General features: G+C 65.6%; 21 protein-coding genes. 8 read left to right on the top strand and 13 right to left on the bottom strand.

The window, feature by feature from the left end; genetic code table 11:
• Window positions 1-328: 328 nt before the first annotated feature.
• Window positions 329-1,540 (bottom strand): cysteine desulfurase-like protein, encoded by a 1,212-nt coding sequence (locus KMW22_RS18230; RefSeq protein WP_221091454.1) that lies wholly within the window; start codon window positions 1,538-1,540, stop codon window positions 329-331.
• A 47-nt stretch (window positions 1,541-1,587) separates the two neighbouring features.
• Entirely contained in the window at window positions 1,588-2,202 is a 615-nt protein-coding gene (locus tag KMW22_RS19695) for a YdeI/OmpD-associated family protein (protein ID WP_221091453.1), read from the bottom strand.
• A 66-nt stretch (window positions 2,203-2,268) separates the two neighbouring features.
• Between KMW22_RS19695 and KMW22_RS18220 the strand changes: the two genes are divergently transcribed.
• Genes KMW22_RS18220 through xth form a run of 5 tightly spaced genes read left to right on the top strand, consistent with a single transcriptional unit; the run spans window position 2,269 to window position 7,697 of the window.
• Window positions 2,269-2,532: a hypothetical protein gene (locus tag KMW22_RS18220; protein WP_221091452.1), complete on the top strand. Its 264-nt coding sequence runs from the start codon at window positions 2,269-2,271 to the stop codon at window positions 2,530-2,532.
• Complete coding sequence (locus KMW22_RS18215; RefSeq protein WP_328774758.1) at window positions 2,533-4,641, top strand: transglycosylase domain-containing protein; 2,109 nt, start codon at window positions 2,533-2,535, stop codon at window positions 4,639-4,641.
• Between the two features lie 22 nt (window positions 4,642-4,663).
• Window positions 4,664-5,350: a vWA domain-containing protein gene (locus KMW22_RS18210; RefSeq protein WP_221091451.1), complete on the top strand. Its 687-nt coding sequence runs from the start codon at window positions 4,664-4,666 to the stop codon at window positions 5,348-5,350.
• Window positions 5,347-6,855, top strand: a complete 1,509-nt coding sequence (locus KMW22_RS18205) for a hypothetical protein (RefSeq protein WP_235693124.1) — start codon at window positions 5,347-5,349, stop codon at window positions 6,853-6,855. The genes KMW22_RS18210 and KMW22_RS18205 overlap by 4 nt, the downstream gene beginning before the upstream one ends.
• Window positions 6,852-7,697, top strand: a complete 846-nt coding sequence (gene xth / locus KMW22_RS18200) for an exodeoxyribonuclease III (protein WP_235693123.1) — start codon at window positions 6,852-6,854, stop codon at window positions 7,695-7,697. Before KMW22_RS18205 ends, xth begins: the two co-directional genes overlap by 4 nt.
• A gap of 192 nt (window positions 7,698-7,889) precedes the next feature.
• On the opposite strand, the gene KMW22_RS18195 is transcribed toward xth, so the two are convergent.
• The 9 genes from KMW22_RS18195 to KMW22_RS18155 all read right to left on the bottom strand — a co-directional run bounded on the left by KMW22_RS18195 (window position 7,890) and on the right by KMW22_RS18155 (window position 16,825).
• Window positions 7,890-9,230, bottom strand: coding sequence for an MATE family efflux transporter (locus KMW22_RS18195; protein ID WP_328774757.1), 1,341 nt, complete (start codon window positions 9,228-9,230; stop codon window positions 7,890-7,892).
• Between the two features lie 286 nt (window positions 9,231-9,516).
• Complete coding sequence (locus KMW22_RS18190; RefSeq protein WP_221091449.1) at window positions 9,517-9,882, bottom strand: hypothetical protein; 366 nt, start codon at window positions 9,880-9,882, stop codon at window positions 9,517-9,519.
• Between the two features lie 54 nt (window positions 9,883-9,936).
• Complete coding sequence (pdxR, locus tag KMW22_RS18185) at window positions 9,937-11,370, bottom strand: MocR-like pyridoxine biosynthesis transcription factor PdxR (protein WP_221091448.1); 1,434 nt, start codon at window positions 11,368-11,370, stop codon at window positions 9,937-9,939.
• A gap of 80 nt (window positions 11,371-11,450) precedes the next feature.
• The gene (locus KMW22_RS18180) at window positions 11,451-11,762 is read right to left on the bottom strand and encodes a hypothetical protein (protein ID WP_221091447.1); all 312 of its coding nucleotides are present in this window, start codon (window positions 11,760-11,762) and stop codon (window positions 11,451-11,453) included.
• A gap of 529 nt (window positions 11,763-12,291) precedes the next feature.
• Entirely contained in the window at window positions 12,292-13,350 is a 1,059-nt protein-coding gene (gene leuB / locus KMW22_RS18175) for a 3-isopropylmalate dehydrogenase (RefSeq protein ID WP_221091446.1), read from the bottom strand.
• 62 nt (window positions 13,351-13,412) lie between these two features.
• A complete protein-coding gene (locus tag KMW22_RS18170) occupies window positions 13,413-13,907 on the bottom strand; it encodes a 3-isopropylmalate dehydratase small subunit (RefSeq protein WP_221091445.1) in 495 nt (164 codons plus the stop codon).
• A gap of 10 nt (window positions 13,908-13,917) precedes the next feature.
• Window positions 13,918-14,256, bottom strand: coding sequence for a hypothetical protein (locus KMW22_RS18165; protein WP_221091444.1), 339 nt, complete (start codon window positions 14,254-14,256; stop codon window positions 13,918-13,920).
• Window position 14,257: 1 nt separating this feature from the next.
• Window positions 14,258-15,493: a hypothetical protein gene (locus KMW22_RS18160; RefSeq protein WP_221091443.1), complete on the bottom strand. Its 1,236-nt coding sequence runs from the start codon at window positions 15,491-15,493 to the stop codon at window positions 14,258-14,260.
• Window positions 15,494-15,544: 51 nt separating this feature from the next.
• Window positions 15,545-16,825 (bottom strand): 3-isopropylmalate dehydratase large subunit, encoded by a 1,281-nt coding sequence (locus KMW22_RS18155; protein ID WP_221091442.1) that lies wholly within the window; start codon window positions 16,823-16,825, stop codon window positions 15,545-15,547.
• 523 nt (window positions 16,826-17,348) lie between these two features.
• Between KMW22_RS18155 and KMW22_RS18150 the strand changes: the two genes are divergently transcribed.
• The 3 genes from KMW22_RS18150 (at window position 17,349) to KMW22_RS18140 (ending at window position 19,837) form a co-directional block, all read left to right on the top strand.
• Entirely contained in the window at window positions 17,349-19,073 is a 1,725-nt protein-coding gene (locus tag KMW22_RS18150; RefSeq protein ID WP_221091441.1) for a hypothetical protein, read from the top strand.
• A gap of 12 nt (window positions 19,074-19,085) precedes the next feature.
• The gene (locus KMW22_RS18145; RefSeq protein ID WP_221091440.1) at window positions 19,086-19,520 is read left to right on the top strand and encodes a hypothetical protein; all 435 of its coding nucleotides are present in this window, start codon (window positions 19,086-19,088) and stop codon (window positions 19,518-19,520) included.
• 158 nt (window positions 19,521-19,678) lie between these two features.
• Window positions 19,679-19,837, top strand: coding sequence for a hypothetical protein (locus KMW22_RS18140; RefSeq protein ID WP_221091439.1), 159 nt, complete (start codon window positions 19,679-19,681; stop codon window positions 19,835-19,837).
• A gap of 562 nt (window positions 19,838-20,399) precedes the next feature.
• Here KMW22_RS18140 and KMW22_RS18135 read toward each other — a convergent pair.
• Both KMW22_RS18135 and KMW22_RS18130 read right to left on the bottom strand, forming a co-directional pair.
• Window positions 20,400-20,801, bottom strand: coding sequence for a hypothetical protein (locus tag KMW22_RS18135; RefSeq protein ID WP_221091438.1), 402 nt, complete (start codon window positions 20,799-20,801; stop codon window positions 20,400-20,402).
• The gene (locus KMW22_RS18130; RefSeq protein ID WP_221091437.1) at window positions 20,801-26,683 is read right to left on the bottom strand and encodes a polymorphic toxin-type HINT domain-containing protein; all 5,883 of its coding nucleotides are present in this window, start codon (window positions 26,681-26,683) and stop codon (window positions 20,801-20,803) included. Before KMW22_RS18130 ends, KMW22_RS18135 begins: the two co-directional genes overlap by 1 nt.
• Window positions 26,684-26,745: the final 62 nt, after the last annotated feature.

Here is a 26,745-nt window from a genome sequence, read left to right as displayed (position 1 = left end):
TGCTCGCGGCCGTTGACGAGCGATGTGCTTGGCTGATGACCCAAGAAGCTCTGGTTTCGCGCACGACGTACTTCCACTGGCTTCCCAATGCGTAATGTCCAATCTTTACTTCATTTTCGTAAAGAAGGCGGCTCTCCCTCGTGCCAGACGGACGTCGTTCACTCCAGAACCATGCCGGGCTTCATTCCCGGGACGCCAGACCAATCGCCCTACACAATGGTGCGAATCGTTTTCAGGTTCGACAAAGGGGAAGGGGGGAAAACAGCGTGTTTGTCGACCAGCTCCGCATAGAATTCCGAAACTGTTCGCACCATTGCCAGAATTCTTCTCACTCCAGCGCGGTCAGCAGGCGCTCAATCTCGGCCTCGCTGGTGTAATGGGCGATACTGGCACGCACCACACCTTCGGGGTACAGGCCCAGATCTTTCAGCGGCTGCACGGCGTAGAAGTGCCCAGCAGCCACGTCCACGCCGCGTTCGCTGAGGCGCCACGCGGTCTGTTCGGGGGTTTCACCGCTTAAGCGGAAGGCCACAGTGCCCACCCGGCCCGCCAGCCCCTGGGGACCGTAGACCGTCACGCGGTCATGGGCCAGCAGGCCGCGCAGCAGCCGGGCCATCACCGGGGCTTCCAGGGCCTGAATCCGCGCCGAGGCACTGTCCAGGGCGGCGCGGGTCAGCTCCGCGTAGCCGCCCAGCTCGCGCAGGTAGTCCAGGGTGCCCAGCCAGCCGGCCAGCAGCTCGAACTGCGGCGTGCCGTGTTCCAGGCCCGTGATGTCGCCGGCCGGCACAAAGTCCAGGCGCGACCAGGGCAGGGTGGCCCTCAGCTCAGGGCGAATCCACAGCGCGCCCAGGTGCGGCGCCCAGACCTTGTAGGGGCTGAAGGTCAGGAAGTCGGCGCCCAGCGTCTGCACATCGGGAAAGGCGTGCGGGGCGGCGTGCACAGCGTCCACCATCGTCCAGGCCCCGGCGGCGCGCGCCAGGGCGGTGATGGCGCCCAGGTCCGGGGTCACGCCCAGGGCGTTGCTGCCGGCCGTGACCGCCACCAGCCGGGTACGCGGCGAGAGCAGGGCTGCGAGGTCCTCGGGGTGCAGCGTCATGTCGGGCTGCCGGGCATGCCAGACCTTGACGGTCACCCCCACCCGCTGCAGTTCACGCCAGGGGCTGGCGTTCGATTCATGCTCCAGCCCGCTGAGAATCACCTCGTCGCCGGGACCCCACAGCCGGGCCAGGGCCACCGCCAACCGGAAGGTCAGGGCGGTGGCGCTCTGGGCCAGGGCCACGTCCTCGGGGGCGGCGTTCAGGAACAGGGCGGTGGCCTCGCGGGCGCGGGTTTTCAGGGCCAGAATCTCACGCCCCGGCTGGTGCCCCGGCATGGCGTTGGTGGCCCCGTAACGGGTGAGGTGCTCGGTGACAGCGGCAATGGACCGTGCGGGCAGCAGGCCGCCCGCCGCGTTGTCCAGGTAGGCGCGGCCGTGCGCCAGGGGCGGAAATTGGGCGCGCAGATCGTCGCGGGTGGGCAGGGAGGCCGTGGCAAGGGTCATGGCCCAGAGTCTAGGGCCCAGAGGCCCGGGCGCCGACGCTCCTGGCTTCACTCCATCACCCCAAACGGCTTGTTCTGCCTTGTCTTGGCCACAAAATGGCCCAGGCGCTTTTGAAACTCGGCGGGCCGACCCCGCATCTCCTCGATATAACCAATGCGAATGCGGCGGTAGTGCTCGGAAAACGCCTGATAGTGCCGCCACACCACGGGGTCAGCTTCCAGCGCGGCCTGAAGGTCGGGGGCCAGCTCCACCGGGCGCACGGTCAGGTCGGGCAACGCCGCCCGGCCCGCTTCGGTCATGCGGCCCTGATCAATCAGGCGGCGGGCGCGCGCCTTGTTCAGTTCGGTCCAGTGGCTGCCCTTGCGGCGTGGGGTAAAGCGCTGGGCCAGCTGCGCCTCATCCAGGCGCTTGGCAATACCGTCAATCCAGCCGAAGCACAGCGCTTCTTCCACAGCCTCCAGATACGACACGGCGCGCGCGGTCCGGCCCGTGACCAACCAGATCTCCTTTGCGCTGGCGTGGTGGGCCTCCAGCCAGCGCCGCCACTCGGCCCGGCTGGCTGGGCGCACCTGCTCACCGATCTCCACGGGGGGCACCTCCTGGGCCCCAGGGTAGGCGGGGGCGGCGCAGCGGGCCGTCAGCGCGCGCACAGAGCTGGGCACTTGAATGTCCGTCCACTCCTCCCAAGGTGGGATGCAGGCCTCATGCCGTCCCTCTATGCTGCCACCATGAGTTTCGTGCGCAAACCCCGGCCCTATTCGTCGGGTCTGCCCTCTGGCCCGCTGCCGCCTGCGCCCCGGCCGCGCCCCGAACGCGCGGCCCGGCGGCCAGGGGCGCGCCCTGGCTCCACGTGGGCGGGTGCGGTCACGGCCCTGGCGGGGCTGGGCGCCCTGTTGGTGCTGCTGGTGGGCCTATCGGGGCTGTGGAATCAGGTGGCGCGCGACTGGCAGTTTCGCTCGGCGGCGGCGGGCGTGCTGGACGTGGTGCGCTGAGTGATCCGCACGCTCTGGCGCCGCTGGCGCAATCCCTGGCCGCGCACACCCTTCGTGCGGCGCCCCGAACCCTGGACCCTGGGCCGCATCCTGCGCGCGGGGCTGGCCGGGCTGGGCGTGCTGACACTGGGCACCCTGGCGCTGGGCCTGAGCGGGGCCGTCAGCACCGGGGCCCTGGGGCGGGTCTGGAACCTGCGCTCGGAGCTGCAACCCATTGAGGTGCAGGACCGTCGGGGCGATCCGCTGGGGGTGATTGACCACTGCCAGGAAGGCAACGTCAGCAACGCGGTGCCCTGCCGTGAATCGCTGAGCGTGCCTCTGAGCGGTGTCTCCCCCGCCTTTCTGCTGGCCTACGTGGCCAAGGAGGACGTGCGCTTCTTCTCGCACGCGGGCGTGGACCTGGGGCGGCTGCCGCGCGCCCTGCTGACCGGCGCGGGCGGCAGCACCATCACCATGCAGCTGCTGAAAAACAGCGTGCTGGCCGGGCACTTCGATTACGACACCGGGCGGCGTGGCCCCTGGCTGACCCTGCGGCGCAAGGCCACTGAGTTCGTGCTGGCCCCGCTGGTCACGTGGCGCTACGGGCGGCGCGAGGTGCTGGCCATGAGCGTGAACAGCCTGCCCTGGATTGGCATTGGGCAACGCAAGGGCATCTATGACGCCTCGCAGGCGGTGTTCGGGGTGGAACCGGCGGACCTCACGCTGGCCCAGAGTGCCTTTTTGGTGGGGCTGCTGCCCGCGCCGGGCCGCTATCTGGTGGCCGAGGACACCCCGCCCGAAACGGCAGCGGCCCGCTTCCGCTGGATGCGCCGCCAGCAGCTGCTGACCCTGAATATCCTACGCGGGCGCGGCCTGATTGGCGAAGACGCCTACCGCGCCGCTGTGGGCACGCCGCTGCAGCCCCGGCTGTGGCAGGTGACCTACGCGGGCAGCGGCCCGGACCTGCGCGTGGTGTCGGCCCGGCGCAACCCCGCCTACGACCAGACCCCCGAACCCGCCTGGGCCCTGCAGGCGCTGGTGCGGCGCGAACTGCGCGCGGGCGGTCTGGACCCGCGCCGGGTGGGCCGCGTGGTACTCACCCTGGACGCCCGCGCCCAGGCCGCGCTGGTCGCGCGCCTGACCGGCGACGCACGCCAGGGCAGCGTGGCCGAGGGCGCCGCAATTGTGGACGTGCGCGGGGGCGGCATTGTGGCACTGGCCAGTAGCACGGGCGGCCTGCAAAGCAGCGACCCGGGGCGGCAGTGGGCGGTCTCGGCGCAGCGGCCGGTGGCCAGCACGGTCAAGCCGCTGCTGTACGCGCAGGCCTTTGGCGACGGCCTGACCCAGCTAAGCACCTTCCCAGACCGGCCCACCCGTTACGCCGGGCAGGCCGTGCGCAACAGCAGCGGCACCTTTCTGGAGCGCGCGGTCACGCTGCGCGAGGCCAACGCCCGCTCCCTGAACACCGTGGCCGTACAGGTGGGCACCCCGCGCGAGGAAGGCCTGCGCCGGCTGCTGCTGGGCCTGGGCTATCGCCCGGACCCCGAAAACCGTTCCAGCCCGGCCCTGGGCACCTTCCGGGCCGCGCCGCTGACCGTGGCCGCCGCCTACGCCAGCTTCGCCGGGGGGGGGCAGCTGTGCCCGCCGCACCTGCTGGCCGAAGCCTATGACCGCGCCGGGCGGCCCCTTCCGCTGCCCCGCGCCGAGTGCGCCCCGCTGTGGGACGAGGTGGTGGCCTACCAGACCTTTGACCTGCTGACCGGCGCCGTGAACGACCGCGCCTCGCATGTGCCGTTCCTGCGCGCCACGCTGGCCCAGCGCCTGACCGGCCGCGCCGTGCCCCTGGGCGCCAAGAGCGGCACCACCGACGACGTGAACGACACGTGGTGCGCCGCCGTGACCCCGCAGTACGCCATGGCCGTGTGGCTGGGCGATCCAGCAGGCGAGCGTAGCGTGCCCGTGGCCCTGTACCGCCAGCAGACTGCCTGCCGCGAGGTGGCCCTGCTGCGTGACCTTCCCCACGACCGCCAGTCACTGAGCCCGCCGCCCGGCGTCACCCGGGTAGGCGGCGCCGCTGTGCCGCTCGCTGGCCTCAAGCCCCGCAATCCCGCGCCCCCGGGCGCGCCCTGAGCGCCCTTTTTCGAGGTTGACCATGTTGCCACTTGCCCTGCTCCCCCTGCTTTTGCCCGCGCCCGCCAGTGCCTCCAGCTTGCTGGGCCTCTCCACGCCGCCGCTGCACCTGACCGTGGCGGTGGACATGACCGGATCCAGCAAGAACCCCGCCTACAAGTACGCCGAGCAGGCCCGGCTGCTCTCGCAGAGCGTGCTGCTTAACCAGCTGCGCTCCGGCGACACCCTGACCCTGCTGCGCATCTGCGAAGGCGTGCAGACGGTGGCCGATTTCCAGTTCAATTCCAGAAACGGCGCCCGCATGGCCCGCGCGGACATCCTGCGCTACACGGCGGCGCTGACCAAGCCCTGCACCGGCAAGGGCAGCGCCATCACCGCCGGGCTGGCCCACGCCGCCAAGCGCAGTGCCCAGACGGCCGGGGTAGGCGACGTGGTGGTGCTGTTCACCGACGGCGCCCTGCTGGACGATCCGAAGCGCGCCGCGTTGGGCAGTACGGTCAGCGGGCTGCTGAAGAGGACCGAAACGCGCGCCCTGTTCGTGGCGGGCCTCAGCCCAGAGCCGGGCACGGGCGGCGCCTCTATCCGCGACGCGTTCGTGAAGGCGCTGGGGAGCCCGGCGCGGGACAAGCGGCTGCTGCTGGCAGGCGCCTACGACCTCTCGAACGTGTACCCCACCTTTGCCAACGCGGTGAAGGGGGCCCGGCGATGAGCCGCCACCCAGATGACCACCCTCTGCCCCCAGAGATGCGCCCCCTGTCGCGCGTGACCCTCAGCGGGCCCGACCTGGGCGACGTGAACCTGGAATTTGCCGAGGAGACCCCGGCGCCGCCCCCAGCCGAAGCGGCGGCCCCACCCCCGCCGACCCCGGGCGACCCGGGCGAGTTCGACCCCCGCACCTACGAACCTGCCCTGCCCCGCCCCGAGCCGCTGGCCGCCGAGGGCTTCATGCCGGTGCTGACCCCTGCGCACTTCAGCGACCTGCTGGCAGACCTGCGCGGCGAACTGCAACTGGTGCCCGATGACGCCTCGCGCGCCGCGCTGAATTCGCGGGCGCGGCTGCTGGCCCTGAATGTGGAGCAGTACCGGGTGAACTTCGAGCTGGCCCGCACCACCCTCAACCGGGTGCTGGCCGAAACCGGCGTGGGTGTACGCACCAGCTGGGCGCGGCAGCAGGAGCACCTCGCGTTCATGAACGCCGCCAGCAGCGGCGTGGAGCGGGCCTACGAGCAGGCCACCGCCGCCATTGAGCAGGCGCGCGCCGAACGCTTTGAGGCCCTGAGCCGCGCGGGGGTCCGGCCCGACACGGCCACGGCCGAGGACTTCTACACCCAGCAGGCGGTGACTGGTCTGGCCGCCGAGGGCCACGCTGTGCGCCCACCGGAACAGAAAAGTGCCTCCAAGCGGGTGTTCAACGGCTTTGCGGTGTTCAGCAAATTCTTCGTGGGGGTGATCAGCGGCGTGTCCATCAACCTGCTGTTCAACCCCGAGTCGCGCCTGTACCTGACCCTGATCGCGCTGACCGCCGGCGTGATGTTCAGCGTGCTGCTGCTGTGGCTGGTGGACGAACTGGCCTACCGCGCCAAGCTGGCTGCCAGCACGCCCGGTATGGCGCGGCCCGGGGCGTACATCGGCGGGATCGTGCTGGTCACGGCGCTGTATCTGGGGGTGGAAGGCTACCTGAACTGGGACGGCATTCTGCGCACCACCCAGGAAATCGCCGCCAACGCCGCGCAGCAGGGCCAGCTGACCGACCTGAGCGCCGCGCCCGAGGGGCCCCAGACCCCGCAGCACTGGTCGCTGCTGGTGTTCACCCTGGCGCTGGTGGGCATGGCCGCCGGGGCCGCGCTGATTCAGGGCCGCGAGCGGGCCAGAACGGTGCTGGAACGCGAACGGCTGGCCGCCCGCGTGGCGGCCCTGAAGGCCCAGGGCGGCTGGCACGAGGCCGCCCGCGCCGCCGACCGGGTGGCCTACCTAGAAGCGGCCCGCGACCGCCTGAGCCCCCCGCGCGACGTGACCAGCCCCGATCACGCCCGCCTGAACGAGCGCGTGCTGAGCCACTGGGAACAGGAACGCGACGGTCAGGTGCAGGGCGTGGCCGCCGCCCTGCTGCGCGAGGCCCGCGCCCTGCAGGACACCATGGAAGAGTTCGCCGCCCAGGTGCAGGCCGCCCGCTTTCCCGCCCCCCGCCGGGGCCTGCGCCGGCTGCTGGGATGAGCGGCCACCTGAAGCTGGCCACCTGGAATGTCAACTCGCTGCGGGTGCGGCTGCCGCAGGTGCTGGCGTGGCTGGAGGTGCAGGCCCCCGACGTGCTGGCACTGCAGGAAACGAAGGTGGAAGACCCACTTTTTCCGGTGGCTGAGCTGGAGGCACTGGGCTACCACGCCGCCTTTTCCGGCCAGAAAACCTACAACGGGGTGGCGCTGCTCTCACGGCAGCCGCTGGAAGACGTGCAGGCGGACGTGCCGGGCCTAGCGGACGACCAGCGGCGGGTGCTGGCCGCCACCACGGGCGGGGTGCGGGTGGTGTGCCTGTATGTGCCCAACGGACAGGCCCTGGATTCGCCCAAATACACCTACAAGCTGGACTGGCTGGCCGCCGTGCGCGACTGGCTGGCGGCCGAGGTGGCAGAGCATGACCGCGTGGCTGTGATGGGCGATTTCAACGTGGCCCCCGAAGACCGCGACGTGCACAGCCCGGCGCGCTGGGCCGGACAGGTGCTGGTGAGTGAACCTGAACGGGCGGCCTTTCGCGCCCTGCTGGCGGTGGGCCTGCACGACGCCTTCCGGCTGCACGACCAGCCCGAGCGCGTGTTCAGCTGGTGGAACTACGGCCGCCTGGCCCTGGCGCGTAACTGGGGCCTGCGCATTGACCACATTCTGGTGTCGGCCGCCCTGGCCGCCCAGTGCCAGAGCTGCGTGGTGGACACGGCCCCCCGCCACCACGAGCGCCCATCCGACCACGCACCGGTGGTGGCCACTTTTGCGCGGACACAAGGCCGCCTGGCGGAGGTCGCTAAGGCGCTGCCGCGTTTGAACGAGGGGACGGAGGGAGGCTGACCTACCACCGCCCTGAGCAGATCTGACAGCAGCCCTCCGCGTGGCCCCGGGCGACCCCCAACCGTGGTGGGGCGAACGACAGGAAGGCCTGCCTACTCACCCCAGGGCGGAACCGGCCCCCATGCGAGGCCAATCCACCGCAGGGCACAGTTCAGTCCAGCGGGTGGGGAGCCCCGTCCTACCTCATCTCCTCTACACCTTCAATCGCTGCCAGCGGCCCGAGGCAAACCGCCAGCCATACGCCCCGGCGGCAAAAACCAGAAACAGCAGTGCTGAGCCCCACGCGCCGGCCACGCCGTAGCGGGGGGCCAGCCACCACGCGCCCAGCACCATCACCAGCCACGCGCCCGCCAGGGTCACCAGCAGGCGAAAGCGGGTGTCGCCCGCGCCGCCCAGTGCCCCGCCCAGCACAATCGCCACGCCGTCCAGCACCTGATAGGCCGCCATGATCGCCAGTACGGTGGTCCCCAGGGCCAGCACCTCGGGGCTGCGGTTAAACAGGCCGATCAGGGACCCGGGAATCAGCAGGAACAGGGCGCCCAGCACGCCCATCAGGGCGGCTGCCACCCCGGCCCCGCGCCAGCCGATGCGGGTGGCAATGTCCGGGCGGCCCGCCCCCAGCGCCCGCGACAACAGGCTCCCCGTGGCCGAGGCCAGCGCGAACGCCGGCAAAAAGCCCAGGCTGGCCAGCTGGTTGGCAATCTGCGACGCCGCCAGTTCGGTGGGCCCCAGCCGCGAGATCACGCCCTGAAAGACCGTAAAGGCGCTGACTTCGGCCAGTTCGGTCACGCCGGCCGGCAGGCTGACCCGGCCCAGGCGGCGCCACTCGTCCCGCGTGGGCCGCACCAGCCGGAAGGGGCCGTAGGCCGGGCCATGCAGGCGGCGCAGCAGCACCACTGCCAGCGCGTTTTGCAGGCCCACCGCCAGCACGGCGGCCCAGGCGGCCCCCGCCGCCCCCCAGCCGAGGCCAAAGACAAACAGCACCGCCAGCGCGGCGTTCACGGCCACCACCAGCCACGCCAGCAGCATGGGCGTGCGGGTGTTGCCCAGCCCCACCATCACCGACAGGGCGGCGCTGCCCAGCATCACCAGCGGAATCTCCCAGGCGCGGATGTGCGCGTAGGTGCGCGCCACAGCGGCGATCTCTGGGTCGGGGCGCAGCAGGGCGAACAGGGCGTCCAGCAACCACGGCGCCACCAGCGCCAGCGGCACCCCCAGCAGGCCACACGACAGAAACACGCTGGCCCAGCGGCGCACCCCGGCCGGGTCGCCCGCGCCCAGCGCCCGGGCCACAAAGGTGGCGGCGGTGTTCAGACTGCCGCGCAGCAGCAGCACCAGCGTCAGCAGGCACAGGCTGGCAAACCCTACGGCGCCCACCTCAACGACGCCCAGACGGCCCATCAGCAGCGTGTCGGTAAAGCCCACCGCCGTGTAGGCGAGGTTCGAGAGCATCAGCGGCCCCGCCAGGCGCAGCAGTTCGCGGGTGCTGCCCTGGGGCGCAGTGGGGAGAGCAGACGGGGCAGGCACAGACACGCCCGGCACGGTAGTGCATTCGGGGTATACGGGAGGGTGGAGGGAGTCCGCGCCTGTCCAGCGATGAGGGCTGTGGCGGGGCGTTGAGGATGGGCAGGAAGGCAGGAGCCCATAGCCTTCTGCCCAGTCCGGCCCAACAAAACCCGTTGACGAGAAGTCTGTTTCGACGCCGCGAGGCAATGCTCAGCTCAGCGTCATTCTGGACCCATGCAGCAGAAGCGCCTCTCCCCTGCCCGACTAAATTCGGCTGAACTCTTCTTCAGCCACGACCCATCAACCCCGCCCCTTACTGCCGGGCCTCTTTGATGTCCAGCTTGCCGCTGAATTTGCTGTATTCCACGACCAGTTCGTATTTGCCCTGCGCGCCGTTGGCCAGCACGTTCAGGCCCCAGTCGCCCTTGGGGCACACCTGGCCGGCCACCTGCACGCCCCGGGGGTCCAGCAGGCGCAGGGTCACAGTGCCCCGGTCCACATGGCACGCGCCGCGCACACCCAGGGTCTGCTTGTCATCGAAGGCGTTAAAGCCGTAGCGGCTTTCACCTGTGGCGTTGAGCATGTAGGTGGGCGTCAGCGTCACGTAGCCGAAGCGCAGGCCGAACGTGAAGTACATCAGCGTCAGGACCAGGGCCAGAGCAGCAATCAGCAACCGCATTCCCCTGAGTGTACCCCGTCTGAGCGCCGCGTGAAGATGCTCCCCCCCAACAGGCTAGCCGCGCCCTGGCCCGCCCCCCAGGGCCGCCGCGAGCCGCGCGGCGCCGTCGCGCAGCGCCCCCTCCGGCAAATGCGCAAAGCCCAGCAGCAGCGCGGGTGGATGAGGCCCCTGGGCCAGGGGCCCCACCGGGCTGAGGCCCACCCCAGAGCGGGCCGCGCGGGCGAGCACCTCGGCCTCGGTCCAGCCGGGGGGCAGCGGCAGGTACAGGTGCAGGCCCGCCGTGGCAGGCGCTGGATGCCAGCCGGGCAACGCAGCAGCCAGGGCCGCGCGCAGCACCCCGTGGCGCCGGGCAATCACCTCGTGGGCGCGGCGCAGGTGACGGCTGTAGGCGCCGCTGCCCAGCACGTCGGCCAGGGCCAGGGCGTCCAGGCGCCCCGGAAAGCGGTCGGTGAGGGGACGGGTGGCGGCCAGCACGCGCAGCACCTCGGGCGGAGCCACCAGAAAGCCGCTGCGGGTGACCGGCGCCAGACTCTTGCTGAAGCTGCCCAGCAGGATCACCTGTTCGGGGGCCAGCCCCTGCAGCGCGGCAGGCGGGCGCCCGGTGTGGTGCAGGTCGGCGGCGTAGTCGTCTTCGAGAATGAAGGCCCCGGCGCCGCGCGCCCAGGCAATCAGGGCCTGGCGCCGCGCGGCCCCCAGGGGCGCGGCCGTGGGGTACTGGCACCCGGGCGTCACGTAGGCCAGGGTGGCGCGCGCCGGCAGGCCCCCGGGTTGCAGCCCGTGGGGGTCTACCGGCACCGGCACCACCTCTGCCCCGGTGGCGGCCAGCGCCGCGCGCGCGCCCGGATAGGTGGGGTCTTCCACGGCGGCGATCCGTCCCGGTTCCAGGAACACGCGGGCCAGGGCGTCCAGCGCACTCTGGGTGCCGCCGGTAAGCATCACCATGTCGGGCGTGACCTGCGCGCCGCGTTCGGCGTTCAGGTGGGCGGCCAGGGCGCGGCGGGTGGTCAGCGGCCCCAGGCTGCCGGCGTCCTCGTGGGCGGGCAGGTCGGCGGCGCGCCGGGCCAGGGCCTGGGTCCAGGCGCGTTCGGGGTACAGCTCGGGAACCGGCTGGCCCACACGGAAATCCACGGCAAAGGGGCCGCCGGCTTCCTCGACCTGCCCACTCAGGGCCCGCTGTGCCCAGCGGCTCAGGGGCAGGGTCGCCGGGCGCGGCGCGGCGGCCCCCAGGGGCGGCGCGGCAATCACCGTGCCGCTGCGGCCCTGGGCGCGCACATAGCCTTCAGCCTGCAACTGGTCCAGGGCGTCCACCAGCGTGTTGCGCGACACCCCCAGGGCCTCGGCCAGCCGGCGGTGGCCGGGCAGGCGCGTGCCCTCGGGCACCAGGCCGCGCGCCGCCGCTTCGCGCAGGGTGCGGGCCACCAGGGCGCGCCGGGTCTCGCCGGGCTGCGGGATCAGCGGCGGCAGGCGCTCCAGCCACGCGTCACTCATCCTGGCCCCGGGGAGCGCTCAGGGCAATGAGGGGCTGTGGGCATCGCCATTCCAGTTCGTTCCAGGGGGTGCTGTCCAATTCACGCGCCCCGCAATTCACGCGCCAGCCACTCGGTGCAGCCGCCCTCCGCTTCCAGGGCGGGCCCGGCCAGCGCCAGAAAGCGGTCCCGCGCGTCCTCGGCGTCGGCCTGGGTGATGCCGTGGGCTGCCGGGTCGCGCAGGAGGGCCTGGAGCAGCGGGACCACCGGGGTCTGGGGATAGACGCGGTCCTCTACTGTGACATCTGCTGACCAGCGCAGCAGCCAGTCCAGCGCGTAGGGGGCCGGTTCCAGCACGCAGCCCCCGGGGTAGGGAATGCGGCCGGGGGCAGGGAAGGTGATGGGGCCAGTCATGGGCTCAGGATGGGGGAGTGGGTGGGTTGGGGAACAGGAGGGCCGTTACGTGGGACGCAGGAGAAGGATCCAGGCTTGGGCCGGTGGTGGGGGGTGGTTTGGTGAAGCTGCGGACGTTTGCCCCACCCCCCCAGCCCCCTACCCCAGAGGGGAGACGACTTCGCCGCGCAGGGCGGCCTGCGCGTTGCCGCTGGTTTGACTCACGCGCCTGGAACCTGGTGACAGGGGGAGCGGCGCTGCGCTGGGCAAGAGTTTTTACTGGGGTTGGCTGGGGTTGCTCGACCAAGTGACGTGTCTGGCCTCGACGCCATCCTCCGCCCCAGCGCAATGGCCCGCGCCCTTCGGGCACGACGGCCTCGTCTGGACCTGGGTGGTAGAGGGGCAGGGCGTCTTGGTGCAGCCCAGAAGGTTCTACTTTCAAAAGCACCACAACGCGCGCCGCCTTCTCCTGCGCTGTTCCCACTCCCTACTTCCCACTCACCACTTCCCTCTCCCGCGCACCGCTTCCTGCTTCCCGCCTCCCGCCCCCTCACCCCACCGCTGGCGAGGTTTCCAGGGCGCGCAGGACCGCGCGGGTGAAGGTCTGGGTGTCGGCCTGCCCCCCCAGGTCGCGGGTGGGGTACTGGCGCAGGGCCAGGGCCACGGCGCGGTCCACCTGATTGGCGGCGTCAGGGCGTTTCAGGCTGTGGCGTAGCAGCATGGCGGCACTCTGAATGGCGGCGGCCGGGTTGGCAATGCCCTGACCCGCAATATCCGGCGCGCTGCCGTGAATGGGCTCGAACAGCCCGGCGCCGTCGCCCAGCGAGGCACTGGGCATCAGGCCCAGGCTGCCAGGAATCACGGCGGCCAGATCCGACAGGATGTCTCCGAACAGGTTCTCCGTGACGATCACGTCATACCGGCTGGGATTGGCCACGATCAGCATGGCCACCGAATCCACGTATTCATGGTTCAGGTGAATGGAGCGGTACTCGCGGTCCCGCAGGGCCTGCACGTCGCGCCGCCACAGCTCGGAGACCTCCAGCACGTTCGCCTTGTCCACGCTGGTCACGCGGCCCTTGCGCTGCTCGGCGGCCCAGAAGGCCACCTTGGCCACCCGCTCCACTTCCGTCGTGGTGTAGCGCATGGTGTTGTAGGCCGTATCACCCTCAATGCGGCGGTCCCCGTCGAAGTAGATGCCGCCCAGCAGCTCGCGCACGATCAGGATGTCCACCCCCCGCGCCAGTTCGGGTTTGAGGGGCGAAAGGTGTTCCAGACCCGGCTGCACCCGCACCGGGCGCAGGTTGGCGTAGCACCCCAGTGCCTTGCGCAGCGCCAGCAGGCCGGATTCCGGGCGCAGGTGCCGGGGCAGGCGGTTCCAGGGGCTGTCGTGCGCGCCGCCCACGGTGCCCAGCAGCACGGCGTCGGCGTCCTGCAGGGCGTCGCGGGTGCGCTGGGGAAAGGGGTCGCCGTGGGCCTCAAAGGCGCCGCCGCCGATGGCGTGTTCTTCGGTGGTCACGTCGGGCGCCACTTCGTGCAGCACTTGGGCGGCCGCTGCAGTCACTTCGGGGCCAATGCCGTCGCCGGGCAGGGTGATGATCTTGGGCATGGAAAGCTCCTTTTTGGGGGATGTGGGGCGTGGGTTGTGGGCTGTGGGAAGGGATAAAAACGCTACACGCTTCGACCGGCACCCTCTTTCATGTATTCCAGCCAGCCGCCGGCCTTCTGCACGTCCAGGGCGAACTGGGGGACCGGCACAAAGCGCAGCGTCTGCCCGGTGCGGGTGTTCGTGACGGTGCCGCCCGTCAGGTCCAGTTCGGCCGGGTCGCCGTCCTGAAAGGCCTCGACGATCCCCTCGCATTCCAGGGCCAGGAAGCCGTTGTTGATGGCGTTGCGGTAAAAGATGCGCGCGAAGTTGGGGGCGATCACGGCCGCCACCCCCGCGCCGCGCAGGGCCCACACCGCATGCTCGCGGCTGGAGCCGCAGCCAAAATCCGCCCCCGCCACGATGATGTCGCCCGGCTGCACCCGCCCCACGAAGTCCTTGTCGTAGTCCTCCATCGCGTATTTGGCCAGTTCGGCCTCTACGTCGGTGGTGAGGTGGCGGGCGGGAATGATCTCGTCGGTGTTGATGTGGTTGCGGCCAAAGACGTGAACCGTGGGCATAGGGAGCTCCTTAAACAGAGTCGAGAAAGGCCAGGAGGGCGGTGGGCAGCCCCGTGGCGGGCAGGCCCAGCACCGGCCACATGGCCGGGCGCTCGCGGCGCAGAAAGATGGCCGCGATCAGGCACAGCAGCCACAGCAGCGGCCAGAGAAGCAGCGTGTAGGGAACCGGCAGGTGGGACCACATGCCCGATTCCGCCAGGGTGGAGCGGATCAGTAGGGCGGCCGGAATGCCCACCAGCACGCTGCTCAGCAGGGTTTGATCCCGGGCGGCTCGCCAGCGCCACAGGCCGTAGCCCACCCAGGCGGCCCACAGGGCGGCGCCCAGGGTGAACAGGCCGCCCAGGGTCATCTCAGGCGTCTCCGGGGGCGAAGGCGCGCAGTTCTTCGGGCAATTCTTCGTCGTACAGGTCGCGCCACGCCGCGCCGTCAAAACTCACCTCGGACTCCATGAAGGTCTGGGCCAGGGGGTCGGGGTCGCGCAGGGCGTCGGTGGGAATGTCCAGGCGCACGGCCACGGGTACAGGCAGGGTCTGGTCGCCCGGCACCTGCAGCTCTTCAGCAAAAGTGGAGGTGAGGAGTTCGGTGGTCCACGCGGCCCAGGCAGCGGGATCGCCCGCGCCAGTGGCCTCGCGCAGTTCGGTGCGCAGACGCTCGTGATCTTCTTCCGGCACTTCGCCCTCATCCCATTCAATGCGGCCGTCGGCATGCACGGTCACCGCCACCGTCTCCAGGTCGAAAATCTGCGCCAGTTCGGGTGGCAGGCCGTCTTCTACCGCCTCGCCGTCCTCGTAGGAGACCCAGGTTTCGCCGTCCAGCGTGTAGCCCGCGCCGCCGGCCGCCGGGGTCACCTCCACATTGCCCAGGGTGGCAAAGGCGAGGCTCATGGGGGACTGCAGGGGTGCGGGGCGGCGCAACTCAAAGGTCACGCGCTTGGCCTGGGGGCTCTGGGCACTGTCGTCGTCCAGGGCGTCTTTATGCAGGTCCAGCCACTCGGCGTCGTCCTGGCCGCACCACTCGCGGGCCAGCACCTCCAGGGGTTCCAGCAGGTCGGCGGGCGGCTCGGGGTCCAGGTCCACGCGGCCCTCCCGCCAGACCTCGGCGCGGAAGGTGGTCACCACCTCGCCCTGCAGGCGGGCGGCTGGGTGCTGCAGAAGGTACTGCATGGCCCGGCGCGGGTCGGCGTTGCTGGGGAAGCCCTGCCACTTCTCGCCGTCAAAGGAGTGCTGCTCTTCGCGCACGCGCACCCGGCCGCCCTCCAGGCGCAGGTCACGGTCCTCGGGCTGCGCGCCCAGAGCCAGTTCGCCCACAAAGCGGCGGTAGGCCGGCACCGGAATGGTTTCAACGTCCTCGGCGGTGTCCAGAAAGCGGTCCACACCCCCGTGCATGACCAGCCGGGTGCGGTAGGCACTGTTCCAGGCCTCGCCATACGGGTGGGCCAGTTTCAGGGCCGCTTCCAGTTGGCGGCGCAGCCCCGCGTCTTCGGGCGCCCGGCTGAAGGTCAGCGTCCCCTCGGCGTCCATCTGCGCTTCAAAGGGATGCACGGACGGCATCAGGCCCAGTTGTTTGCGGCGTTTGGCTTCTCCCATAGCGGTTAGCTTAGACCGTGGGGCCCTGAAGGGCGGACAGCGCGCCTCATCTCAGTCCGCCGCTTCCGTGTTGTACTCACGCGGATCACTGATGAAGCCCGCAATGGCGCTGGCGGCCACCGTGGCAGGGCTGGCGAGGTAAATCTGCGCCGAGGGGTCTCCCATGCGGCCCACGAAGTTGCGGTTGGAGCTAGAGATACACACGTCGTCCGGCCCCAGCACCCCGGAGTGCATGCCCAGGCAGGCGCCGCAGCTGGGGTAGCTCACGCTGGCGCCCGCGTCCACGAAGACCTCCAGCAGGCCTTCCTGGGCCGCCTGCTTCCAGATGGCCTGGGTGGCCGGCACCACGATCATCTGCACGCCGTCGGCAATGCGCCGCCCCCGCAGAATGCGCGCCACGTCGCGCAGGTCGCTGATGCGGCCGTTGGTGCAACTGCCCACGTAGGCGTGCGTCACCGCAATACGGTCGCTGCCGGCCACGCGCCCGTTGCTGGGAATGTGCGGGTAGGCCACGGTGGGCTCCACGGCGCTGGCGTCCACCTCCACCACCACCTTGTAAGTGGCGTCCGGGTCGGAGTGGTATTCGGTGTACTCGTCCGGCGTAACGCCGCGCGCCGCCATGTAGGCCCGCGTGGTGTCGTCCACCGCCACGATGCCGGTCTTGCCGCCTGCCTCAATCGCCATGTTGGTGAGGGTGAAGCGGCCCTCCATGTCCAGCGCGTCGATGTAGTCGCCGACCCACTCCATCGCCATGTAGTTCGCGCCGTCGGCCCCGATGCGCTTGATGACCTCCAGCACGATGTCCTTGGGGGTTACCCCCGGCTGCGTCTGGCCGGTCACGCGGATCAGCATGGTTTCGGGCACCTTGAACCAAACCTTGCCTGCATAGATGGCCCCGGCGAGGTCGGTGGAGCCCACCCCTGTGGCAAAGGCGCCCAGCGCCCCGGCGTTGCAGGTGTGGCTGTCGCCACTGACCAGGGTCTGCCCAGGTTTCATCAGCCCCGTGTTTTCCAGCACCACGTGGGCAATGCCGCCGCGCCCCACGTCGAAGAAGTGCTTGATGCCTTTTTCCTGCACCCAGCCCTTGAGCTTCTGGTACATCTTGGCGGCCTTGATGTTCATAGCGGGCACGGAGTGGTCCGGCACGGCCACGATCTGGTCGGGGTTGAAGACCTGATCCATACCGCGTTCTTCCAGCATGCGCAGGGCGGCGGGGGTGGTGATCTCGTGGCACAGCACCCAGTCGGTGCGGCACTCAATGAGCTGGCCGGGCACCACATGGTCGTGTCCGCTGTGGGCGGCCAGAATCTTCTCGGCAATCGTCATTCCCATATTTCCCCCCTGAACAAGAACACCCCCGGCACCTGTGTCTGGGCCGGGGGCGACGTACGCGAACGCTGGGCTGCGCTCAACGCCCCCAACAAAGAAGAAGGTTGGTGTGGGCGCTCAACATAGCGGCAGTGTACGGGGTGGGGTGAACGGGAACAGGAATTGGTGTAGATAGGCCGCGTCAGCCTCATCGCCGAACTAAGAGACGGCAAAAGATTAAGACTAAATTAAGATAACTCTGGTCTCGTTTCCGCTCTTTTGTGGAGGTAGGCTTCCTTATTTTCTGCGTTCTGAACGCGCATTTCCAGCCGAAGAAGACGCTCTGGATTACCCGGTCAAATTTGGCTTGACGCTTTCTTGAAGCGGTATAAACTGACCCCCGCATGAGAAGGCTCAACGCTACTTCATGCGACGACGCGCAATGACTGCGTCGCCGTAGCCGGTTGTTTCCATCAACCGCCGTCTTTAATCTTTTTCACCCTGCGTTTTGCAGTGTGACGCCATCACCTTGTGTAAGGAAAAGAAAATGAAAAAAATTCCGCTTCTTGTATTGCCTCTTACATTGGCCCTCTATGCTTGCGGGCAGAACCAGGCACCCACCGTAAATCTGCAGACCGCCCAGCAGTCGGTGCCTCTGCTGCAAAGCCAGGCATTGGTTTTAAGCGCTGGTATGCAATCACAGACCATTACTCCGCAAAATGCGGACCGTGTGCAGTTTGACAGCGTGCTGGTTGAGGACTTTGACGGCAATCCTTTTTATTACCTGACCGTGAGCAGCACCACAGCCAAAGGGGCGACCTTCTGGGACGCCCTGAGCACTGCCCAGGATGACTACAAGCTGTACGGAACGGGTGCCAGCATTGACCGCAACCTGTACGCCTTTGAATTCCGCAAAGCGTACGGTGACCAGCTGCTGGCCCTGTCCAAGCGTGTAGGCGCTCGCCGCCTGGTCAGCCCGCACAGCCAGCTCATCTACCTGCAAGATCAGGCTGGCCAATTCTGGGATGTCTCTACGGGCCAGAAGGTCCCGGACAAAACGATTGCTGCTCAGCGTGAGGAATATGCCCAGCTGAAAGCTGACTATTTCGCCCACCCTGAAGATGTCGCGGGTATGCACGCCACCTGGGCCCGCGTCGCCAAGAGTGCGGAACAGCTCGGCGGCCAGAGCGTGAAATCGTTGGCTCTTCAGGACGGCAACCTGAATGTTGCCGCTGCTCTGCGCGTGGCCCCAGAGGCCAGTGTTCAGGCCCAGGGTTCAGAAAGTGATATCGCCTCTCGGGGCTGGTTTGGGTGGATCAACAGCCGCGCTGGTGTCGCCGGGTCGGGTCTAGACGGCCCTGCCGCCATGAGCATTGGTGACCAGCTGGAAGGGCCTGCAGCAGCTTCCCCTGCCTGGACCGCGCGTTACAATGCCGACTTTGGCAATCAGCAGCAAGCCACTGACAACCCTTTCGACCACCCTCGCACTTTCCCCGACGGCGCGCAATGGGGCATGCGTCTTTTCAATCCGTTTCATGGAGGCATCGCCACAGGGCAGGATGAGTGGCAACGCCTGTATGGTGCGCGCATTGGTTGCGTGCCACTGAGTCTCATTCGCGCTGTCAATATCAATGCCCTTACGGACGCCTCGAACAGCCGCCTACGTGCAGCATTAGAAAGCAAGTACCAGGGCGGCAGCGTGTACACCAATCTTAAAGCCATGAATTCACTGGTGACTCGCCCAGTGGACGCCGACAGCATTCCCGCTGGCTACAAAGAGCCCTGGATTGACAAGGTGCTCGGGGCAGGCGAATTTCAGGGCGGCACTCTGGTGACCCCCAATGGGATTGGCGCTGGTGGCCAGACCGTCATCAACGAAATGCTGGGCCCAGGCTTTACCCTGGCGGGCGGCATTCGCTTCAGCATCAGCGGCCTCTTTGGCGTACAGACCAGCAACACCTTCTTCAACTTCAACAGCTGGACCTACAACATCCGTGACGCCGTGCGCACCACCATGAACGACGATGGGCATGCGGTCTCCTTCCTCTATGCCACTGGCGGCTCGGGCGGCTTCGAAGGTCACATGGCCACGGCTTACGCTTACCGCGTCTACGAGCACGTGGGTTACTCCGATGTGTTCGTGTACAAGGACCAAGCTCAGGATTACCGAGGCTACAACGCCAAAGAAGGTTTCCCTGGCACCGTTGGCTGGATTAACATTACCAACCGTTGGAGCAATTTCCAGGGTGCCATTGGCATCCGGGCCCAATAAATGAGGTTCTCTATGAAATACGTTTTCCCCCTGCTGGCCCTTTCTGTTCTCACTGCCTGCCACCGCTTCGCACCGGCCCCGTTCGGAGGTATTGGCACTGAAGTGCTGGTTTCCCAAAGTGCGCTGGAGAAGTGCACCACTGTTGCCTGGACCATGCGTGTTCTGGATGCCAAGACCAATGAGGATATCAGCGCCAGCCTGAAGTATCGCCTCTTGCTGGATGGCAAGGTGAAGGAAGCTGAGCGGGCCTTTGGTCCAGTGGCTCTGGACAGCGTTTCTCCATTCTTTCAGCTGGTCAGCTCGCAACTGCCCCCCAATGACGGCCTGACCGTCAATGAGTTCACCTGCACCAAGACAGGCGAGACTCTCAAGTTGCCTGCGCAGGCCCGTCAGTTGAATGGACTGAAGGTGAACATCAGCTACGACAGCACCTTCCAGGCCAAGTAAACCGAACCTCTCCTCCCTGACCCGCCTTGTGCGGGTCAGTTTTTTATCCTCAGCACCTTTGAAGTTCGTGTCCTCTATCAAGAGAGCTCCGGTGAGCCTGTTTCCGCAGGTTGCTGATGGAGTGCACAAACAACAGACTGGAACACGCCAGAAAGCTCATGAGCCGTGAGGATGAAACCAAACACGACAAGATGACGGAACTGTTGCCGGTGTGGTCACCCGGTGCAGTGGAGGGGTATCAACTGGGCAAGTACGAGGCTCAATTGGGGACGCCAGAGCAGAAAGTAGCCGCGACGAAAGTAGGTGAGGGCGAATGACTGTGGTAACAGAGCACAGAAGGTGGAAGCAGCTGAAACCACGCTGCACGCCCAGCAGCTAGCCGCATAGACAGATTGGGGAGCGGCAACCCTGCGTGAAGGAGCCGGATCGACCCGGACTGGAAGCTCAAGCACGAGGAGCTATTCCAACCGCTGTATCAAAAGTGGGCAGCCAGCGTGCGGGATGGAGACGAGGCCGCCTTCCTCGCGCGAGGGTCCTCCTTGGCCAAATGGTGGGAAAGCGCGCCCGATCTATGGGAGTGGCTATGGCAGGTGCTGCAGGGCTGGCTGAAGCAGGAGTTACAGTGCTGGCCGCCCCAATTGCCGGAGCAGCCAGCGGTGTCGGAGAGGGCGTTGCAGAGGCTGGCGAAAGAGGCAGCTACGACTGAGGATCACGCTCTGGTGCTTGCTGTCTGCTCTGCCTCTGCTTTGAGCAGGCGCAATACAGAGGCCGCCCCACTTCCCAGGAGGGAGGGTGGAGCGACTGGTAGTTGAGATTCAGTTGCGGGAGAGGATGGAGCTAGGGGTGACGGTGGTGATAAGGGGTTGGTTAGAACAGTTTCTATTCAAATGTAAATCGAATTCGCTCAAGTCTATCGTCAGTGAATTTTAGTTCGGCTCCAGAAGCAGTGAAAATACTGTCGCCATTCCTAATATGAGGTTTTTTCGATGCCAACTTAACCCCTTTATCCTTTAACCAACTCATAACATCGTTCCGATCTAGCGGCAAGTCATTCCACTCAATCAACTCAGAGAGCTGAAAACGATCCAATACTACCTCGATGGTATCTATCATATCATCATGAAAGAAGAGTACAAGATTGTCATTTTGACACTGATAGACCCCTTTACGCATTTTTATACACTCAAACCTGCTGTTTGTAGCCTGTTTTACCATCTCTCGACTGACATACACACCGAGAAAATTGGTACCAGAGTCCTGTAGTAGGGTTAGTATCTTCATCAGCATCCACCAAGTAGATCAACAATTTTACCAAGGCTCTTCTGAAGGAAATGGTTTTCGACTTGAATCTTCTGGGCAGCGGCTGCATTTCTGCCTCCAGAGGCGACGATGCCATTTAGTGCACTGCCAACTCTTTGAGAAGCATCCAGCAATTGACTTCTGAATGCAGGATCGTTCGCCAAAGCCCCTTGAGCCATCCGAATTGCTTTGGCTTCCGCAGATGTCCCTCTGTCACCACTAAAAACAGCTTCAAAAATTACCCTTGTTGGATCGTTGGTGGGCTTGACACGAAGTTCAAAACCTTTCATAGATTCCACTTTAAAGTGGACGCCTTTGTTGTAAACGTCGGATCCTGACGTAACTCCTTTGAAATCGAACCCTGTAGACGCGTTATGCACCAACCAGCTGTCTTTCCCAACGTAGTAGGTGTGGGCCTCACTGACGGTGAGATTGAACATTTCCTGGGTCTGCTGGACGTTGATGACGTTGGCGACCAGGCCAATGGTGCCGTCCGCTTGCTTGATCTTGTCACCGATCTTGAGGTGGCCAGCGCCGACCCACTTCTCACTCAACTCCTCATGCCCCTCTGGCTTGGGCCGAGGCTGAGCGTCAGAGCGCTCCGTGACGTAGAAGGGATGTCCAGGGGTGGTTTCGACGAATTCCAGCTTATGCCCATTGTCAGGATCGCTTAGGGTCAGGTGTGTGACCCCTTGGTCCTTCGTTCCATGACTGATGACGTCGGTGATGGGATAGTACCCATTCTCCCCTGTCTTTTCATTGAACGCCAGCACTGGCGTGCCGATAGTCAGAGCAGAAATCGCCACAAAGCCGGAGAGCGTTTGGACAAGCGTTGACGCTGAGAACGAGTTTCGGAAGCGCCTTGTCCCACAAGTGATAGTCCCTGCAGCCTCATTCAACACCTGAACGAGACCATTCTGCCTTCCAGAAGGTATAGGGGCTGATTTTGAAGAGAACCTACCTGCGGGAGCATTCATATCTATGCTATCGACAGCCATGCGCCACATGTCTGCAAGAAGCATTTCGCCAATAAAGGCAGCCACGCCTCCATATACAGTCATTTCCTTGCCCATGCCTGTCTTTTGCTCACGGATATTCTCTACTTTCGTGGCCGCGTCTAGTTTTCCACTTTTCTCCAGAAGGAGGTTTGCCTCAATCCCGTCATAGATGGCTGCTTTAAGTGCACTAGGAGCCATGCTATCAGCCTTCTTAGCTCGGTCAGCCATATATGGCAGCTGCTCAGTCAAGAAGTGCTGATTCACAGCTGGGGAGTACCCATCAGCGTTTGAGCCTTTCGATATATCGAAGATTCTGTATGTCAGTAGAGTTTGCATGCGCATTCTGTCAGCAGGATCTAAATCCCTGAAAGAATCGCTCACAGTAGTGATGTCCTGAATGATTGAAGGATCCCAGCCAGAAGATTTGGCAATCTCCACCGCTTTCTTCTGCAGCTCTTCAGAAACTGCATCCATGTGCTCACCGACAGACAAATCTCTCAATTCAAGATTCTTCGCATTCCTGTCGGACACATCCTTGGCCCACCTTAGAAACGCTTGAGCAAACTCGCCAAAACTCTCCTGAGGCTGCACGGCATAGATAGGCTGCTCGAAGCCCTGGCCATCATTGAAGTTGGCCTCCACTTCCAGGCTCAGCACGGCTCCTTCAGGCTGCTTCTGATCCTTCGGCGCCTCCGTCCGCTTGGCCGGTTTCTCAGGACTCACCGTCTGCTTCTTGTCCTGATCCGCGCCGGTCTGAACAGGTGCAGGTTCATCCTTCGGCGTCACGCCACCACCGATCTTGCTCGGGTCCGCCAGTTTCGGCAGGCTGGGGGTCAATACATCCAGTGGGTTCACCTTCAACGTATCGCTCAGTGACTGCGTGGGCGCATCCAGACTCGTCACCATACGCACAATGGCAAATGGTCGGGTGCCACTCCAGCTCGTGTCATCGTTGTAGCCGTCGAGCATGGAATACGTAGCTTCGCGCAGTTGGGTGCCGTTGCTGTTGTACGTGTTCAACTGGTGGCAATACCGGCCCCAGTTCCAGCCACAGTCCTGCATGAACAGCCCCGCCCGGCGCAACGTCATCTGCACCTGGCCCTGCACGGCATGCACACTGTTGAAGTCACGGTCGACCTGGAACTCGTCGTACCAGTTAGAGTTCGTCTGCTCCGCAATCTGCCCGGTGCTGCTCAGCACCTGCTGGCCGTACGGGTCATAGCGGAAATCGTTGTACCGGTTGGCCACCCCAGCGCAGCCCCCAAAGGTGCCGCAGTAGTTGCCGGTATTCAGTTTATGGAACTGGGTGACCCGGTCATCGGCGTCGTAGCGCTTGATGTAACCGTGGGCTTCCCCACCACTGACATTCAGGCGGTTGCCCCGGGAGTCCAGGGTGTACCACTGGGTCATCTGGTTGCCCCAGGCGTCTGGCTTGGTTTCCTGGGTGATCTCGCCGTTCAGGTTGTAGCTTGCGCCGTAGAGCTGGTAGCTATCTGTTGAACGGACAGTGGAGGTCTTATTGCCGTAGGCATCATAGTTGTGGACCTTCGCCGCCCCCACACCCTCAGACACCACGTAGTCTTTCTGCAAGGCATCGCTCGTGCCCTGTCCATAGATGAACTGGGTCGGACTGGTGGCTGTCGGTCCCTGACTGGTGCCTGTCAGCCCCCCAATCGTTGGGGTCATCGTCGTCGTGAAGGTGACCGCGCCGTTCTGCTCACCCCGGTTGATGACCGTGCCATCGGTGCTATAGGTGGTGTACACCCGGCCCGGTGCACCATTGGTGCGCCCCCCCGTGCTGTCATACACGACGGTTTCACGGCCACGCTGGTCGTACGCTTCGACGCCCTTATAGCCATGGTCGGTCACGCCGTCACCAGACCAGCTGTTCCAGACGCGGCCGTCATAGAAGTAGCTGTAGCGCTGGTGACGCGTGGTCACATGACCCAGCTCATCCTGACGCGGAACCGTGTTGCCGCTCAAGTAGGGCACATTATCCGTGGTGGTGCTCTTCTCGATCTGGTCGCGCTCGGTGTACGACGTCGTGGTGGTCGCCACGCTGGCCGCCAGATACACCCCGTTATTGCCGCCGTGGTACTGCGTCAGGTTGTTGCCCGCGACCTTGCTCTGCTGGCGGACGCGGATATCGCGGTCCTGACGGATTTCCTTGTTGCTGGGGCTGTACTGGTAGCTGAAGCTGTTCTGCTTCAGGCTGGCGTCCAGCGGCGCATTGTTATCGGCGTTCGTTGGGGTATCCCAGGCACTGGTCACGTTGCCATTCTGGTCAAAGGTTTTGAATGACCAGTAGTTGGTGTAGCCCGTCTCGGCCCCGTTGGCATACTGCTGAATCTTGTAGATGCCCCCATTGCCCCAGAACTTGCGGAAATACTGCTGCCCCAGGCCGTTGACGAAGGTGGTCTTGGTGTATTCCCAACTGTGCCCCTCACCCCAGGAGACTTCCCCAATCTGAATGCCCCGGGCGTAGTACCACGGCATCGTCATGTTGCCCGTGCTGTGCGAAATGCGGCTATCCCATGGGTCCACCACATCGGGAATGCTCGCCAGGTTGCCCTGGTAGTTGTAGCTCGTCTTCGCGGTCGGCAGGCCGTCCAGGCGGTAGGTGGTCAGCTTCCACTGCGTACCGGTGCCTTCCCCCACGCGGGGCCGGCTTTCACTAATGACTTTGCCCAGCGAGTTGTACTTGTACTCGGTGATCAGCCCACGTTCGTCCTTCTTGATCAGGTTGCCGCTCGCATCGTAGGCATAGGTGCTGTGCAAGCCACCTGAGAGCCCCGCGTTCGCATCCGTCTGGTTGCCAGGACGCGCGTCTTCATGCTTAGCAATCAGGCGTCCCGCCCAGTCGTACTCCATCCGCGTCGGGAAGCTGTTGGCATCTGTCGCGCTCTTGACCTGCCCGCTGCTGTGGTAGCTCTGCGTGACCGTCGCTCGGGTGCCACTCGCATCCGGCGGCAGGGTCGTGCTCACCGGCCGGCCCGCGTGATCATAGACATAATCCGTCACGGCGCCTACACCCGGCCCCGCCTGGGTGTGCATGTGCGCGCGGTAGATGCGCGCAGGGAACTGCCGCGTGGTGTACTCGCGGTACTCGGTCGTCACCATCACGGCGCCTGGCTCGTTATCGGGCTCCAGCGTCGCTTGTTGCAAGCCGTCCGGCGTGTAGGTGTACTGCTTGGTCGTGATGCCCCGCTCGTCAATCTCGGCGGTGGTGCCAAAGATGTTGTACTGCGTCCGCTTGCTGTTCCCACGGGCATCCACCGCCTGCAAGGGCCGAGCGTTGCCGTCATGCGCCATGCGCGTCGTGACCCAGTCAAAGCCCTGGTGCGCCTGAGCGTACTGGGGCTCGGCATCGGCATTCTTCGTCCATACCTGTTGCTCGGTAGTGACGACATTGTCACTGTTGTCGTACGTCAGCTTCGTCTGGTACCCGTCCTGGTCGGTGACTAGCGTCGGGCGATCCCACGCGTCGTATTGTGTCCGAACCCAGGTGGCATTGGCATTGCTGGGCCACTCGATGTTCAGCGGACTGATGGCGTTGCCCGTGATTAGCTTCGCTTTCGCGGTCTGCCGGTCAAGCACGTCATACTCGTAGTACTCGTATGGCCGGCGGGCATCCGTGTAGGGCTGACCCGCAGCACTCGTCATCACGGGGCTGAGTTTCTTGATCAGGTTGCCGGCCGTGTCGTACTTCAAGTACGTGCTGCGGTCCGCGTCCCCACCGTTCATCGTCAGGCGGTTGTCCGTGATCTTGATGGGCCGGTCAAACGCATCGTAGTACGTCCGCACCGTGCCATCAGGCGTGTCGGTTTGATACTCGCGCCCCAATGAATCCACATGATGAATGATGTTGAACGTCTTGCCATCATTCAGGTAATGGCTTTCCACCCAGGGTTTACCAGTCAGGCCATAGCGGGTCGTCGTGGTCTTGCTCCAGTTTGGCTCATTGACCTCCACGGGGCGGTCGAGCGTGTCGTACTTCGTCTTGGTTTCAAACTGCCCATCCACGATGGTGCTGTTGGGCCGACCGTAGGCGTCATACCCAATGCGGGTGTGCTTGCGCTGCGTGGCAATTCCGAAGTAGTTCCAGTTCCCGATGCCCTGGACAATCTCTGTCACGCGGCCCAGATTGGTGCCACTGTCCGCGTACCGGTAATCGGTCATGTTGTCGGGCGTGCCGTCCCAGGAGGCATTCAGTTCCCCGGAGTTGTAGTAATGCCACTGCCGACTGATCAGCTGCGGCGAGGCCCCCGTCTCCGGCTGGTACTCCCACAGGTTTTCCCACACGGGTTGCCCGAAGCCGTTGTACATCTTCCAGTGGAGCCGGTCAGCCACTTTGGCCGTGCTGCCTTCCCAGGCATACACGTGTGAGCGATGAACCGACTCACGGGCGACATGCCCGTACTCGTCATAGATGTAGTCGGTCTGCACGCCGTTGCTGGTTTTCCAGGCGGGCAGGTCCCCATACTGCTTGACCGTTCGACCAGTGTCGTAGGACACGACGGTGATGTTGCTGGGATACACCAGCCAGCGGTTCGTGCCGTCCGCGGAGTAGCCGTAGTTCACGGTCTTGTACGGGGTGGGGTCGGTGTTGCGGTAGAGGTTGGTTGTGCCCACACGCCCGTACACGTCCAGGCCCGTATGGTATATGCGCTGCGGCGCGCCGTTAACGTACCGGACCTCAGAGATGAGGCTGTTGGCGCCCACGACCTGCCCGCTGATACTGGCCAGCTCATGGCGGGTGTAGGAGATGCTCTTCTGTACCTCGCCGTAGCTATAACTCGCATCCGACGAGAGCAGGTCGTTCGACCGACCCTGCCCCGACGCCGCCGCCTGCACCTGGGTGATCAACTGGTTGTCGTTGTCGTACCTGTAGTGCGTCAGCCGCTCATAGCCGGCGGGGGCGGGATCCG

This window comes from Deinococcus aquaedulcis, from assembly GCF_019693445.1.
In the GTDB taxonomy this organism is placed as follows: Bacteria; Deinococcota; Deinococci; order Deinococcales; family Deinococcaceae; genus Deinococcus; species Deinococcus aquaedulcis.
Note: the sequence above shows the minus strand (reverse complement) of the source record. Positions and strands in the feature narration are given on the sequence as shown.

What these genes read in the sequence shown, in the direction of transcription:
- KMW22_RS18230 (WP_221091454.1), bottom strand. Translation starts at nt 1,540, where the DNA reads ATGACCCTTGCCACGGCCTCCCTGCCCACCCGCGACGATCTGCGCGCC.
- KMW22_RS18220 (WP_221091452.1), top strand. Translation starts at nt 2,269, where the DNA reads ATGAGTTTCGTGCGCAAACCCCGGCCCTATTCGTCGGGTCTGCCCTCT.
- KMW22_RS18210 (WP_221091451.1), top strand. Translation starts at nt 4,664, where the DNA reads ATGTTGCCACTTGCCCTGCTCCCCCTGCTTTTGCCCGCGCCCGCCAGT.
- KMW22_RS18205 (WP_235693124.1), top strand. Translation starts at nt 5,347, where the DNA reads ATGAGCCGCCACCCAGATGACCACCCTCTGCCCCCAGAGATGCGCCCC.
- xth (WP_235693123.1), top strand. Translation starts at nt 6,852, where the DNA reads ATGAGCGGCCACCTGAAGCTGGCCACCTGGAATGTCAACTCGCTGCGG.
- KMW22_RS18190 (WP_221091449.1), bottom strand. Translation starts at nt 9,882, where the DNA reads ATGCGGTTGCTGATTGCTGCTCTGGCCCTGGTCCTGACGCTGATGTAC.
- pdxR (WP_221091448.1), bottom strand. Translation starts at nt 11,370, where the DNA reads ATGAGTGACGCGTGGCTGGAGCGCCTGCCGCCGCTGATCCCGCAGCCC.
- KMW22_RS18180 (WP_221091447.1), bottom strand. Translation starts at nt 11,762, where the DNA reads ATGACTGGCCCCATCACCTTCCCTGCCCCCGGCCGCATTCCCTACCCC.
- leuB (WP_221091446.1), bottom strand. Translation starts at nt 13,350, where the DNA reads ATGCCCAAGATCATCACCCTGCCCGGCGACGGCATTGGCCCCGAAGTG.
- KMW22_RS18170 (WP_221091445.1), bottom strand. Translation starts at nt 13,907, where the DNA reads ATGCCCACGGTTCACGTCTTTGGCCGCAACCACATCAACACCGACGAG.
- KMW22_RS18165 (WP_221091444.1), bottom strand. Translation starts at nt 14,256, where the DNA reads ATGACCCTGGGCGGCCTGTTCACCCTGGGCGCCGCCCTGTGGGCCGCC.
- KMW22_RS18160 (WP_221091443.1), bottom strand. Translation starts at nt 15,493, where the DNA reads ATGGGAGAAGCCAAACGCCGCAAACAACTGGGCCTGATGCCGTCCGTG.
- KMW22_RS18155 (WP_221091442.1), bottom strand. Translation starts at nt 16,825, where the DNA reads ATGGGAATGACGATTGCCGAGAAGATTCTGGCCGCCCACAGCGGACAC.
- KMW22_RS18150 (WP_221091441.1), top strand. Translation starts at nt 17,349, where the DNA reads ATGAAAAAAATTCCGCTTCTTGTATTGCCTCTTACATTGGCCCTCTAT.
- KMW22_RS18145 (WP_221091440.1), top strand. Translation starts at nt 19,086, where the DNA reads ATGAAATACGTTTTCCCCCTGCTGGCCCTTTCTGTTCTCACTGCCTGC.
- KMW22_RS18140 (WP_221091439.1), top strand. Translation starts at nt 19,679, where the DNA reads ATGAGCCGTGAGGATGAAACCAAACACGACAAGATGACGGAACTGTTG.
- KMW22_RS18135 (WP_221091438.1), bottom strand. Translation starts at nt 20,801, where the DNA reads ATGAAGATACTAACCCTACTACAGGACTCTGGTACCAATTTTCTCGGT.